Here is a 13,326-nt window from a genome sequence, read left to right on the forward strand (position 1 = left end):
CTACACTCGCTTCAACCTGCTGCTTGCGGATGCCCTCGGCCGAGGAACTCGCCTGGCTCATTCCAGTTCTGCCCCTGTTCGGAGCCGTGCTGACCGGGTTGGGGTTGATCAGTTTCAACCGAACCATCAACCGATTGCGCAAACCTGTTGCGCTGCTGTTGATTTCCTGTGTCGGGGCAGCTGCGGTACTGAGCTACAGCATCCTGTTCAACCAACTCAGCGGCGCCCCACCGGTCGAGCATCTGTTCGTCTGGGCCAGTGCTGGCAGCTTCATTCTGCCGATGGGTTATGTGGTGGATCCACTTGGGGCAGTGATGCTCGCACTGGTCACCACCATCGCCTTGCTGGTGCTCGTGTATTCCCATGGCTACATGGCCCATGACAAGGGCTATGTGCGCTTCTTCACCTACCTCGCTCTATTCAGCAGCTCGATGTTGGGGCTGATCATCAGTCCCAATCTCCTTGAGATCTACGTCTTCTGGGAGCTGGTTGGCATGTGCTCCTACCTACTGGTGGGTTTCTGGTACGACCGCGATGGTGCCGCCCATGCCGCCCAGAAAGCCTTTGTGGTGAACCGGGTCGGTGACTTCGGCCTGCTGCTGGGCATCCTTGGTCTCTTCTGGGCCACCGGCAGTTTCGATTTTCAGGGGATCGCCGATGGTCTGCAGAACGGCCTGGCCACCGGAACCGTGGCTCCATGGGCAGCGCTGCTGCTCTGCCTGCTGGTGTTCATGGGTCCCATGGCCAAGTCGGCCCAGTTCCCTCTTCACGTCTGGCTGCCGGATGCCATGGAAGGGCCGACACCCATTTCAGCCCTGATTCACGCCGCAACGATGGTGGCAGCAGGGGTGTTCCTGGTGGCACGCCTTGATCCCCTGTATGCCCAGTTCCCGGTCGTTCAGACCGTGATCGCCGTTGTCGGCACGATCACCTGCTTCCTTGGGGCCTCCATCGCCCTCACCCAGATGGATCTCAAAAAGGGGCTGGCCTACAGCACTGTCTCCCAGCTCGGCTACATGATGCTGGCCATGGGTTGTGGCGCCCCGGTCGCCGGCATCTTTCACCTGGTGACGCATGCCTTCTTCAAAGCCATGCTGTTCCTGGGCTCCGGCTCCGTCATCCACGCCATGGAAGAGGTCGTGGGTCACGAGCCGGTGCTCGCCCAAGACATGCGTCTGATGGGCGGCCTACGCAAAAAGATGCCCGTCACCTCAATCACCTTCTTCATCGGCTGCATTGCCATCAGTGGCATTCCGCCCTTAGCGGGCTTCTGGAGCAAAGACGAAATTCTTGGTCAGGCCTTCAACAGTTACCCCCTGCTCTGGGTGGTGGGCTTCCTGACGGCGGGCATGACGGCCTTTTACATGTTCCGCCTTTACTTCCTCACCTTCGAAGGTGAATTCCGCGGCAACGACACCGCCATGCAGACCCAACTTCTCACCGCAGCCGGCAAGGATCCTTCGGAGCACCACCCCCATGGCGGCAGCGTGCACGAGTCCGCCTGGCCCATGGCGGCACCCTTGGCGGTGCTGGCAGTGCCGTCGGTGCTAATTGGTCTTCTTGGAACGCCCTGGAACAGCCGCTTCGCAGGACTGCTGAACCCTGAGGAAGCTCTCGAGATGGCAGAACAGTTCAGCTGGGGGGACTTCCTCCCACTGGCGGGCGCATCGGTGGCCATCTCTGTCACGGGCATCACCATCGCTGTTCTGGCCTATGCACTGCACCGGATCGATCTGGGGGAGATGGTCGCCGCCCGCTTCCCAACGGTGAATGCCTTCCTTGCCAACAAGTGGTATCTCGATGTGGTCAACGAGAAGTTGTTTGTGCGAGGCAGCCGCAAACTGGCGCGGGAGGTTCTCGAAGTGGACGCGAAAGTGGTTGATGGTGTTGTCAACCTCACCGGACTGCTCACCCTCGGAAGCGGTGAGGGACTGAAGTATCTCGAGACCGGACGCGCGCAGTTCTATGCCCTGATCGTGTTCGCTGGCGTGATCGGTCTGGTGGTGTTGTTCGGTGTGATTGGCGGACCGATCTCTTAAGCCCTGATCAGACATGTGTGTCATCGCCTATCGAGGTGATGACACAGCGGCCATGATTTCTACGATCCAACCAGTAAAGGTCGGATTCACAGCGTGTTCGAATTCGCAGTCGCCGGACTTGGCGAGCCGGTGCAGGCCACGGTGCCATGGCTGAGCCTATCGATCCTGGTGCCGATCGTGGGTGCTCTTCTGGTTCCCCTCGTTCCCGACGAAGGGGACGGGAAGAAGGTGCGCTGGTATGCCCTGATCGTGACGTTGATCACCTTTCTGATCACCGTTGCGGCCTACCTGACCGGCTATGACCCCAGCCTGAGTGGCCTGCAGCTGTCCGAACGGGTGAGCTGGCTTCCCGATCTGGGGCTCACCTGGGCGGTGGGAGCGGATGGGCTTTCGATGCCGCTGATTCTGCTCACCAGCTTCATCACAACCCTGGCGTGCCTAGCTGCGTGGCCGGTGAGTTTCAAGCCGCGCTTGTTTTATTTCCTGCTCCTGGCCATGGATGGCGGCCAGATCGCCGTCTTCGCGGTGCAAGACATGCTGCTGTTCTTCCTGGCCTGGGAGTTGGAACTGATCCCGGTGTATCTGCTGTTGGCTATCTGGGGAGGAAAGAAACGCCAGTACGCAGCGACCAAATTCATTCTCTACACAGCTGGCAGCTCTCTCTTCATCCTCTTGGCTGCCCTGGCCATGGGCTTTTTCGGAGGAGGCGCCCCCAGTTTTGAATACACCGCTCTTGCAGCCAAAGACTTCGGCACGGGCTTTCAACTGCTCTGCTACGCCGGGCTCTTGATCGCCTTTGGTGTGAAACTGCCAATCGTGCCCCTGCACACCTGGCTGCCGGACGCCCATGGCGAAGCCACAGCACCGGTGCACATGCTCTTGGCCGGCATCCTGCTGAAGATGGGGGGCTATGCCCTGCTGCGCTTCAACTGTGAACTGCTGCCAGCGGCTCACTCCCAGTTCGCACCGCTCCTGATTGTTCTGGGGGTCGTGAACATCATCTATGCCGCCCTTACATCCTTTGCCCAGCGCAACCTGAAGCGGAAGATCGCCTACAGCTCGATCAGCCACATGGGTTTTGTGCTGATCGGTGTGGGCAGTTTCAGCGCACTCGGCACCAGTGGCGCCATGCTGCAGATGATCAGCCACGGCTTGATCGGGGCCAGTCTGTTCTTCCTCGTGGGTGCCACCTACGACCGCACCCACACCCTTCAGCTGGATGAGATGGGGGGCATTGGCCAGAAGATGCGGATCATGTTCGCGCTCTGGACCGTGTGTGCCCTGGCCTCCCTAGCCCTTCCGGGCATGAGCGGATTCGTCAGTGAATTGATGGTGTTTGCCGGATTCGCCACGGATGAGGCCTACACCCTTCCTTTCCGGGTGGTGATCTGCGGTCTGGCCGCTGTTGGCGTGATTCTCACGCCGATCTATCTGCTCTCGATGCTGCGGGAGATCTTCTTCGGCAAGGAAAAGGAGGAGCTGGTGTCCCACACCAACCTTGTGGATGCGGAACCGCGGGAGGTTTACATCATTGGTTGCCTGCTGGTGCCGATCATCGGGATCGGGCTCTACCCCAAGTTGATGACCGACAGCTACCGCAGCTCGATTGAAGCCCTTGTAAATCGAAACCTGGGCGCCATGGAGCAGGTCATGTCTCCAACGGCCCCCTTGATTCGAGGCCAGGCCCCGGTTCCTGCCGTGATCCAGGCCCCAGCCGTGGGCGCGTCATAAATCACGTATCGATTCTTGTTCGGGAGCGACCAACTGTCCGTAAGTTCAAGTATCGCTCCCCCAGACCATGCGCCAGATCAACTTCGGCCTGATCTTCAGCTTCGGACTGATCACCGTGTTCTTCACGCTGGCGAACACCAACGCCACCACCGTGCATGTGTTGCCAGGCATGGAATACACCCTGCCCCTTGCAGGTTTGTTGCTTCTTGTGGCTGGATTCGGTGCAGTAGCAGCCTGGTTTTTTGCCGCCTGGACGGGGATGCTCAACAACGTTGAACAGTTCAGCAAGGCGAACGAATACGAAGCACAGCAAGTGCGCATCCAGGAACTGGAAACCGACCTCAACCGGTATCGCTCCACCGTTGAAACCCAGTTGGGTCTGCTTCCCGCCACCACCGTCAGCGCGAGCAGTGCAGAGGGCGACGATAGCGACGATTCAGAGGCCACCGATAGCAGCAGTGCAGCCTGAGACAGCACTGGCGGCAACGGTTGGGGCCCGATACCTTGCCGGAAGAGGGTGAATTGACTTGCTCCAGGTGGCCCCCAACGACGGCGCTGACGCTGGAGCCCGCCTTGCGATCCGGCTTTTGCAAGATGCAGCGGAACGAGGGGATCTCGATCCCTGGGATGTGGATGTGATCGCTGTCATCGACGGCTTTCTGGATCAACTCAGGCAACGCATTGAGGTTCCCGGTCGGGTAGCAGCCGTCTTGGCCGGACGGGGCGGCAGTTACGAACGGGACCTTGCCGAAAGCAGCGAAGCCTTCCTTGCCGCCTCCGTGCTGGTGGGGCTCAAGGCTGAGATGCTCGAAACCAGCATGCTGCCCCCCCCACCTGAAGTCGAAGACCACTTCGATGCGGACTTCGATGAGCAGGGCTGGCTCGATCCCGCCTTCGATCTGCCCCGACGGCCGGAACGTCATCTGCAGAGGCGGCCCGTGGCTCCACCCCCATTAAGACGCCCCGTCACCCTTGGGGAGCTGATCGAACAACTGGAATCGATCGCTGAGCAACTGGAATCGGACGAACTGGAAGCGCGACGCCGAAAACGGCAAAAGCGCTACAGCAATCGCGAAGCCATTGCCCAGGTCGCCGGACTGGCCCACCGCGAAAAACTCCCGGAAACCACCGCAGCCCTGGGTGTGTTTCTCAACGGTTGGGAGACTGCACTGGAGTGGGTGGGCTTCGATCAGCTCGTGGAGAGATGGGAGGTCGCCGCAGCCGCTGACCTTGACCGGGACCGCGTCGGGGTGTTCTGGGCTCTGCTGTTTCTCTCTTCCCAGGGCAGGGTGGAACTGGAGCAAGAGGGCTGGCTTCACGGCCCACTGCGGTTGAAGTTCATCCCTGCAAGTGGCACCGCGACACAACTGCCGATCCGCAGCCTTCAGGTGCCAGATCCATCGCCGACCCGGACAGTCGTGGCGGCTTAAGACCGGGTCTATGGTCACTACCCTGTAATGACCCCCGTGAAACGCCAATGAAGGCGATGATTCTGGCGGCTGGCAAGGGGACGCGGGTTCAACCGATCACGCATGTGATCCCCAAGCCGATGATTCCAATCCTGCAGAAGCCGGTGATGGAATTTCTGCTGGAACTGCTCAAGGAGCACGGTTTCACCGAGGTGATGGTGAACGTCTCTCACCTCGCCGAAGAGATTGAAAATTACTTTCGGGATGGTCAGCGTTTCGGGGTTGAAATTGCGTACAGCTTTGAAGGGCGGATTGAAGACGGCGAACTGATCGGCAATGCGATGGGATCCGCCGGCGGACTTAAAAAAATCCAGGATTTCCAACACTTCTTCGACGACACCTTCGTGGTGCTCTGCGGAGATGCCTTGATCGATCTCGATCTCAGCGAAGCTCTGCGTCTGCACCGTGAGAAGGGTGCCATTGCAAGCCTGGTCACCAAGCGGGTCCCCAAGGACCAGGTGAGCAGCTACGGCGTTGTGGTCACAGATGACCAGAACAGAATTTCAAGCTTTCAGGAAAAGCCCAGCGTCGACGAAGCCCTCAGCGACACAATCAACACCGGTATTTACATCTTCGAACCGGAGATTTTCGACCACATCCCCTCGGGGCAATCGTTTGACATCGGGTCTGACCTGTTCCCGAAACTGGCCGAGCTGGGTGCACCCTTCTATGCCATTCCGATGGATTTCGAATGGGTGGATATCGGCAAGGTTCCCGACTACTGGCAAGCCATCCGCAGTGTGTTGATGGGTGATGTGCGCCAGGTGGGAATTCCCGGTAAAGAGGTTCGCCCAGGGGTTTATACCGGCCTAAATGTGGCCGCCAACTGGGACAAAATCAACGTTACCGGTCCCGTTTACGTGGGCGGGATGACCAAGATCGAAGACGGTGCAACGATCATCGGCCCCACCATGATCGGGCCGAGTTGCCACATCTGCGAGGGCGCCACGGTGGATAACTCGATCATTTTTGACTACTCGCGCATCGGTGCAGGCGTGCAGCTGCTGGAGAAACTGGTGTTCGGGCGCTACTGCGTGGGCAAGGACGGTGACCACTTCGACCTGCAGGAAGCATCCCTTGACTGGCTGATCACCGACGCCCGGCGTCAGGACCTGGTGGAACCGTCCCCCCAGCAGAAAGCCATGGCTGAGCTTCTGGGCACGGATCTCACCCAGGCAGCGAGCTGAGTCCTGCCCGCTCCAAGATCATCGGAATTCGCTCCTCAGCCTTAATCGCCATTAAGTGCACCCCGCGCACGATGCCGAGGTAACGCTTCACCTGTTCAGCGGCGATCTCCACGCCCTCCATCGCTGGGTTCTCCGAGGACTCAAGCCGTTCGATCAACGCATCGGGGATGCAGGCTCCCGGAACAACACGATTGATGAACCGGGCATTTTTGGCTGACTTCAGCAAAAACACACCAGCCAGCACAGGAAGGTCCAGGGGACCGGCCAACTCATGCTGAAAGCGCTCAAGCGCTGAAGGATCCATCACCATCTGGGTTTGAACGAAGCGGGCTCCCGCGGCTTGCTTGCGCTGCAACCGGCGCTGTAAGCCGCTCCAGCTCCTGGATTGTGGATCTGCGGCACAGCCAGCGAACAGCGTGGTCTCCCCATCTGGAAGGGTGCCCTGAACGGGATCGACACCCCGGTTGAGAGCCTGCACCTGCTGCAACAGCTTCACAGACTCAAATTCATTCACCGGCCGCGCATCCGCCTGATCTCCAGCCCGCACCGGATCTCCGGTGAGACACAACAGGTTGCCGATCCCCAATGCATGAGCCCCAAGGAGATCAGCCTGCAGGGCAATGCGATTGCGATCCCGACAGGCCATCTGCAAGACGGGCTCCAAACCGGCTTCAAGCAGCAACTTGCAGGACGCCAGACTGCTCATCCGCATCACGGCCCGGCTGCCATCGGTCACGTTCACCGCATGAACGCAGCCCCGCAGGATTTCTGCCATGGCCAGCATGTGCGATGGATCGCCACCGCGGGGAGGCATCACCTCGGCCGTGACCACATGATCCCCGGTCTCAATCGCGCGCTGCAGCGCCGTCCTCAAATCTCAATCCGTTTCACCGGCCCACTATGCAGGATCAGAGCAACGGTCCGGACTAGCATGACTCCAACGGTGGTCAGTCATGTCCTCCCTCGATGGAATTGATCCTCTCGGGATCTCCCTCTCTGCCAGGGAGATCGAGATCATCGAGCTCGTGGCAGAGGGACTGACCAATCAGGAAATTGCTGATCGTCTCACCATCAGCAAACGAACGGTCGACAACCATGTGAGCAACGTGTTCACCAAAACCGGTTCAAAGAACAGGGTGGCTCTGCTCAACTGGGCGATGGACAACGGCAAGATCTGCCGCGATGGCTTCAACTGTTGCGTCCTTCCAGAAAACGATGCCCCTTCACCCTGATGGTTGAGGAGACAGGTTCCGGCAGGCTTTGCAAGGAGCTGGGACCAACGGGAATCTGAAACAGCATTGCGTATTCGAGGCAAGCCTCCAAGCTGGATCCCGCAAAGCGCAGCATTCCAGTTGTGTCGTAGAGACCCACCACTGGAAACGACCACCAATAAGGATCTCTCAAAGCTAAAGGAAATCTGAAGATAAATCCAGTCCGCCCTTAAGCCCAACCAAAACGACGCCGAGCTTCCACCGGCCAAGCCTGAACCGGATGCTGCGCCAGCACCGCATTGCTCCAGCGGGACTCTCCGGTGATCTCCTCTCCACACCAGGGTGGAATCGTCAAATCGACCTGGGCCGACGCCAGCTCCACCTCCGCCAGCACCAATGGGGCGTTTTCTCCCTGAAAGAAATCCACCACCCAGTCACCACCAGGCCAATCCAACGCGTAGCGGACTTTGTCCAGGCGGTGCGGTGCCAGATCCCAAAGGGCCTCAGCATCCGCCACCGGAATCGGATACTCGAACTCGTGTCGCACCAGGCCAACGGCATCAGCAGCCGCCTTGAGGGTGAGCCAGGCCTGATCCGTGCCGCGCAGGCGGATCCGCACTGTCATCCCCTCTGCACTTGCGGCCAGGTACCCCTGTCGTAGGGCCTGTCCGGGGCCGGCACTGCTGCGCCAGGCGTCAGAGCGCACCAGAAAACGTCGTTCAATCTCCAGAGCCATGGATCAATTCTGGGACGGCTGCGCCGCCTGCAGGCTTCCCGCCCAGTGAAGCTTGTGCGACAGCGTTCTGTAATACGAGGGACTTTGATTCAGCAACACCATCAGGGCATGGTGACGCGCCTGCTGAACGACACAGCACTCACCTGGTTCCAGAACTGTGCAGCCCACACCGTCCTTCCAGAGCTTGATCCGGTGATCGCCGGCACCCAAGGGCCAGATCGCCAACCTGGCCCGCGGCGGCACCACCAGCGTTCGGCTGGAAAGACTCATCGGGCAGATCGGGGCGACGATGATGGCATCAATGCCGGGATGCAGGATCGGCCCCCCCGCCGCCAGGGCGTAACCGGTGGATCCGGTGGGCGTGGAGAGAATCAGGCCATCTCCACGCACCTGGTCGACCACTTCTCCATCAATCTCCAACTCCAGGGTGCAGGTGGGCGAAATCTCATCGCGATAGGCCCTCAGATAGAAGTCGTTGAAGGCCCAGTGGTGCTCTTCGTCATCTTCCAGATCCGGCTGTTGCAACAGGCCAGGGGATGCCGTTCGTTCTTCAGCGGAGCGGCGATCGACCATGGCCTGAAGCATCATGCGCCGTTCGATCGCGAACTGATCGTCCTGAAGTCGCTGCCAGATCTGATCGCCACGCAACACCCGGCGATCGTGGGTGAGAAAGCCCAGATGGCCTCCCACATTGATGCTCAGGATCGGGATGTCATGCACCGCAAGATGGCGGGCAGCCCCAAGAACCGTGCCATCCCCCCCCAGCACCAGAGCGAGGTCGGGCAAGGCGTCTTCAACAGCCAGCAAGCCTGGGAAAGGGTTCACCCTCGGCCCTGACATCGCAGTCACAACATGCGTTCCAAGGGCTTTCAGCTCCTTGGCGCATTGGCGAGCTTCCCTCTGAGCAGGCTGACTATCGGCCCGATAGATCACCCAGACCCGATCGAGACGCATGATCCAGGTGTGCGGGAATTACCAGCGCAGCAGGTTGAACTGCTCCATGTCGACGGTAACGCGATTGCGATAAAGCGACAGCAGGATGGCCAGACCGACTGCTGCCTCAGCGGCAGCCACCGTGATCACAAACACAGCGAACACCTGGCCGCGGATCAGATCGCCATCCACAAAGGAGGAGAAGGCCATCAGATTGATGTTCACCGCATTCAGCATCAGCTCGATGCTCATCAGCACCCGCACCGCATTGCGGCTGTTGATCAGTCCCCAGACGCCGATGCAAAACAGCATGGCGGCCACCAGGAGGTAGGCCTGAAGGGAGGGAAGCGTGGCTAGTAAATCGCTCATCAGTCCGCTCGGTTCATCAGCAGGGGGGTACGGGCCTTCTCGATCAGGCCCTGGTCAGCCACTTCACCGGTGACCACATCGGTGGCCAGCACGTCGCGACGGGCAAGAACGATGGCGCCGATCATGGCCATTAGCAGCAGCACTGAAGCCACCTCGAACGGCAAGAGGTAATCAGTGAACAGGTGTTCACCAATGCGCGCGGTGGCCTCCTCACCCACGGCGGCGGGACCTGGAAGCGACCAGGGGGTGGTGACCACAACGCGAACCAAGAGAGCCAGGAGGCCGGCGCAGACGCCGGCCGATACCACCCGTCGGGTGGTGAGGTTGGCGATGGCCTTCAAATCCTCCCGTTTGTTCACGAGCATGATCGCGAACAGGATCAGCACATTGATTGCGCCGACGTACACCAGGATCTGGGCCGCAGCCACGAAGCTCGCATTCAGCAATAGATAGAGACCTGCAACGGCTGTGAACACACCGCCCAGCAGAAAGGCGGAATAGACGATGTTGCTGAGCAGCACCACACCTAGGGCGCCAACCACCACAACGGCAGACAGCACCAGAAAACAGATCAGCTCGGTGGTGGTCGCGATGGTCATGCGTCGCCCTCCTTGTCCTCACTGGAGGATTGTCCCTCATTCTTGGCAGCAGGCTTCGCCGGCGGGGGCAACGTCTCGAGGACCTCGGAAGGAAGCTTGCCTGCCCGAGGCCGATCGGCAGGCACGGTATGGGGATCAAACTCTCCTGCAGGGAGATACACCAGCTCGCGCAACGGCACGACGGAAGGATCGGTGGTGACGCTGGTGGGAAGCCGTCCAAGGGCGACGTTGTCGTAATTGAGGCTGTGGCGATCAAACGCCGCCAGCTCGTACTCCTCCGTCATCGAAAGGCAGTTGGTGGGGCAGTACTCCACGCAGTTGCCACAGAAAATGCAGACACCGAAATCGATGGAGTAGTTGCGAAGCTCCTTCTTCTTGGTGGCCTTGTTCATCACCCAATCCACCACGGGCAGGTTGATCGGGCACACCCTGACGCACACCTCACAGGCGATGCACTTGTCGAATTCGTAGTGAATTCGGCCCCGATAACGCTCGGAAGGAATGAGCTTCTCGTAGGGGTACTGCACCGTGACCGGACGGCGCTGCATGTGGTCAAACGTGACCGCAAAGCCTTGGGCCAGATTCCGAGCTGCATCGACTGCATCCCGGGTGTAATCACCGACCTGTTTGAGGAAGCCGAACATGGTCTGAAGGGGAGAGAACGAAGCGGAGACGGAAACGAGGAAATCCTAGGTAGGAAAACCTAGCCGCCGAATGCAACGGGGAACGCCAGCTTGAGGGCTGCTGTCACCAGAAGATTCACCAGGGACAGGGGCAGCAGGAACTTCCAGCCCAGGTCAAGCAGCTGGTCAATGCGGACGCGGGGGGTGGTCCAGCGCAGCAGGATGGCCACAAACACAAGCAGATAGGCCTTCAACACCGTCATCACGATGCCAACGGTGCCCGTGATCACCTGCACCACAGGTGCATCGATGGGCTGGTTCAACCAGCCGGCCAGCCACTCCACAGGGATCGGGAAGCCCCAGCCACCGAGATACAGAACGCTTACCAGGACGGCCGAGAGCACCAGGTTGATGTAACCCGCCAGGTAGAAGAGGGCGAACTTCATGCCCGCGTACTCGGTCTGGTAGCCAGCGACCAACTCTTCTTCTGCTTCAGGGAGGTCGAACGGGAGCCGCTCGCACTCGGCCAGTGCACAGATCCAGAAAATCAGGAAGCCCACCGGCTGACGCCAGATGTTCCAACTCAAAATGCCGGCACCGGTCTGCTGGCCCACGATGTCGACCGTGCTCAGCGAGTTGCTCATCATCACGATGGCAAGAACCGCCAGAGCCAGGGGAATTTCGTAGCTGATCGATTGAGCAGCGGCCCGCAGTCCCCCGAGCAGCGAGTACTTGTTGTTAGAGGCATAGCCGCTCATCAACAAGCCGATCGGCTGAATGCTGCTGAAGGAGATCCAAAGAAAGATCCCAACGCCCACGTTGCTGATCAGCAGGTTCTGACCAAAGGGAATGATCAGCCAAGAAATGATCACCGGCACCACCACCAGCACCGGGCCGAGGGTGAAGAGCAGGCTGTCGGCCCGCGCCGGAATGATGTCTTCCTTGACCAGCAGCTTGAGGCCGTCGGCCAAGGGCTGAAGCACACCAAGAGCGCCGGCATATTCCGGACCGATCCGCTGCTGAACGGCGGCGGAAATCTTGCGTTCCAGCCAGACCGAAACCAGCACACCCACAACTGCAGCCACCAGGACCAGCAGCATGGGCAGCGGCAACCAAAGCAGCCTCGCCACTTCTGGAGAGAGGCCTAAGCCTTGCAGCGCCTGGCTAAAGCTCAATTCCAGGTCAAGTCCCGGACTCACCATGGTGTCGACGGAAGTGGGTGCAACTTAGGCGGCCGGAGCCGAAACTCGCTCCTCGATGGGCATCCAGGAGCGTGGCTGTGACCCGGAGTAGATCTGCGAGGGCCGAAAAATCCGGTTCGCCCCCAGCTGCTCACGCCAATGGGCCAGCCAGCCGGCGACCCTGGCGATCGCGAAGACAGGCGTGAACAGATCCCTGGGAATCCCGAGCTTGCGGTAAACGAGCCCGGAATAGAAATCCACGTTGGGATAGATGCCTTTCGGGCCGAGACGGGACTCCGCTTCCTGCTCAATCGCTCGGGCCACGTCGTAGAGGTCGTCATGGCCAAAGCTGTCGAACATTTCCTCAACCAGCGACTGCAGGATCACAGCGCGGGGATCTTTGACCTTGTACTCGCGGTGGCCGAAACCCATAACCTTCCGCTTGGACGCGACGGCATCGTCGAGGAAGGCACCAGCGTTCTCGGGGCTTCCCACTTGCTCCAGCATGGCGAGAACATCTTCATTGGCTCCGCCGTGGAGCGGCCCTGCCAGGGTGCCGACTGCAGAGGCCACCACGGCATAGGGATCCGTCAGGGTGCTGGCGGTGACACGGGCACTGAAGGTGCTCGCATTGAGGCTGTGCTCGGCATGAAGCATCAAACAGCGATCAAAAATGCGCGCCGCCAGGGGATCAGGCTCCCGCTCCGTGAGCATGTACAGGAAGTTGGCGGAGTAGGCCAGATCATCCCGAGGCTGAATCGGATCTTGGCCTTTGCGAATCAGCTGAAACGCCGCCACCATCGTCGGGATCTTGGCAATCAGCCGCACTACCGCGTCATAGATGTATTGCGGGTCGTCAATGGCCCGGCGGGAATAGAACAGGCCGAGGGATGCTGCACTCGATTGCAGGGCATCCATCGGATGGCCGCTGGCCGGGAAGCACTTCATCATGTCCCGCACCCGGAAACTGACACGTCGGTGCATTTGCACAGCGTGTTCAAACTCAACCAACTCTTCGCGATTGGGGAGCTCTCCCCAGATCAGCAGGAAAGCCGTCTCAAGGAAGCTGCTGTTCGCCGCCAAATCCTGCATCGGATAGCCGCGATAGGTGAGCAAGCCCTGGTCTCCATCGATATCGCAAATGGCTGACTGGGTCGCAGGAACACCATCGAGGCCTGGCCGCAGCTCGATCCCGGTCCGCGCATGACGCAGGTCTCCTGTCTGCTGCTGGGCCACCGCCTGATTGCC

General features: G+C 59.9%; 14 protein-coding genes. 6 read left to right on the forward strand and 8 right to left on the reverse strand.

Annotation, left to right across the window (positions count from 1 at the left end):
- The first annotated feature begins 29 nt into the window (after positions 1-29).
- From SynPROSU1_RS12395 to SynPROSU1_RS12415, 5 genes are all read left to right on the forward strand, one after another.
- Entirely contained in the window at positions 30-2,039 is a 2,010-nt protein-coding gene (locus tag SynPROSU1_RS12395; RefSeq protein WP_186570761.1) for an NAD(P)H-quinone oxidoreductase subunit 5, read from the forward strand.
- A 93-nt stretch (positions 2,040-2,132) separates the two neighbouring features.
- Entirely contained in the window at positions 2,133-3,770 is a 1,638-nt protein-coding gene (locus SynPROSU1_RS12400; protein WP_186570762.1) for an NAD(P)H-quinone oxidoreductase subunit 4, read from the forward strand.
- 67 nt (positions 3,771-3,837) lie between these two features.
- Complete coding sequence (locus SynPROSU1_RS12405; RefSeq protein ID WP_186570763.1) at positions 3,838-4,239, forward strand: lipopolysaccharide assembly protein LapA domain-containing protein; 402 nt, start codon at positions 3,838-3,840, stop codon at positions 4,237-4,239.
- 58 nt (positions 4,240-4,297) lie between these two features.
- On the forward strand, positions 4,298-5,200 hold the full coding sequence (locus SynPROSU1_RS12410) for a segregation/condensation protein A (RefSeq protein ID WP_186570764.1): 903 nt from the start codon (positions 4,298-4,300) through the stop codon (positions 5,198-5,200).
- Positions 5,201-5,247: 47 nt separating this feature from the next.
- Positions 5,248-6,426, forward strand: a complete 1,179-nt coding sequence (locus SynPROSU1_RS12415) for an NDP-sugar synthase (protein WP_186570765.1) — start codon at positions 5,248-5,250, stop codon at positions 6,424-6,426.
- On the opposite strand, the gene SynPROSU1_RS12420 is transcribed toward SynPROSU1_RS12415, so the two are convergent.
- Positions 6,407-7,300 (reverse strand): methylenetetrahydrofolate reductase, encoded by an 894-nt coding sequence (locus SynPROSU1_RS12420; RefSeq protein ID WP_186570766.1) that lies wholly within the window; start codon positions 7,298-7,300, stop codon positions 6,407-6,409. The two genes, SynPROSU1_RS12415 and SynPROSU1_RS12420, sit on opposite strands and share 20 nt — an antisense overlap.
- Before the next feature lie 79 nt (positions 7,301-7,379).
- Here SynPROSU1_RS12420 and SynPROSU1_RS12425 point away from each other — a divergent pair, with 79 nt between their 5' ends.
- Positions 7,380-7,658, forward strand: coding sequence for a helix-turn-helix transcriptional regulator (locus SynPROSU1_RS12425; RefSeq protein WP_186570767.1), 279 nt, complete (start codon positions 7,380-7,382; stop codon positions 7,656-7,658).
- A 208-nt stretch (positions 7,659-7,866) separates the two neighbouring features.
- Here SynPROSU1_RS12425 and SynPROSU1_RS12430 read toward each other — a convergent pair whose 3' ends face one another.
- The 7 genes from SynPROSU1_RS12430 to SynPROSU1_RS12460 are packed head-to-tail and all read right to left on the reverse strand — an operon-like array spanning position 7,867 to position 13,314.
- Complete coding sequence (locus SynPROSU1_RS12430; protein WP_186570768.1) at positions 7,867-8,373, reverse strand: CYTH domain-containing protein; 507 nt, start codon at positions 8,371-8,373, stop codon at positions 7,867-7,869.
- Between the two features lie 3 nt (positions 8,374-8,376).
- Entirely contained in the window at positions 8,377-9,327 is a 951-nt protein-coding gene (locus SynPROSU1_RS12435; protein WP_115024446.1) for an NAD(+) kinase, read from the reverse strand.
- Positions 9,328-9,345: 18 nt separating this feature from the next.
- The gene (nuoK, locus tag SynPROSU1_RS12440; RefSeq protein WP_006851948.1) at positions 9,346-9,675 is read right to left on the reverse strand and encodes an NADH-quinone oxidoreductase subunit NuoK; all 330 of its coding nucleotides are present in this window, start codon (positions 9,673-9,675) and stop codon (positions 9,346-9,348) included.
- Positions 9,675-10,274 (reverse strand): NADH-quinone oxidoreductase subunit J, encoded by a 600-nt coding sequence (locus SynPROSU1_RS12445; protein WP_115024450.1) that lies wholly within the window; start codon positions 10,272-10,274, stop codon positions 9,675-9,677. The genes nuoK and SynPROSU1_RS12445 overlap by 1 nt, the downstream gene beginning before the upstream one ends.
- Positions 10,271-10,918 carry an NAD(P)H-quinone oxidoreductase subunit I gene (gene ndhI, locus SynPROSU1_RS12450; protein ID WP_186570769.1) on the reverse strand — a complete coding sequence of 216 codons (648 nt, stop codon included), beginning with the start codon at positions 10,916-10,918 and terminating at the stop codon, positions 10,271-10,273. The genes SynPROSU1_RS12445 and ndhI overlap by 4 nt, the downstream gene beginning before the upstream one ends.
- A 59-nt stretch (positions 10,919-10,977) precedes the next feature.
- On the reverse strand, positions 10,978-12,096 hold the full coding sequence (gene nuoH, locus SynPROSU1_RS12455; protein ID WP_186572393.1) for an NADH-quinone oxidoreductase subunit NuoH: 1,119 nt from the start codon (positions 12,094-12,096) through the stop codon (positions 10,978-10,980).
- Between the two features lie 27 nt (positions 12,097-12,123).
- Entirely contained in the window at positions 12,124-13,314 is a 1,191-nt protein-coding gene (locus tag SynPROSU1_RS12460) for a citrate synthase (protein WP_186570770.1), read from the reverse strand.
- Positions 13,315-13,326: the final 12 nt, after the last annotated feature.

The organism is Synechococcus sp. PROS-U-1 (genome assembly GCF_014279755.1).
Taxonomy (GTDB): domain Bacteria; phylum Cyanobacteriota; class Cyanobacteriia; order PCC-6307; family Cyanobiaceae; genus Parasynechococcus.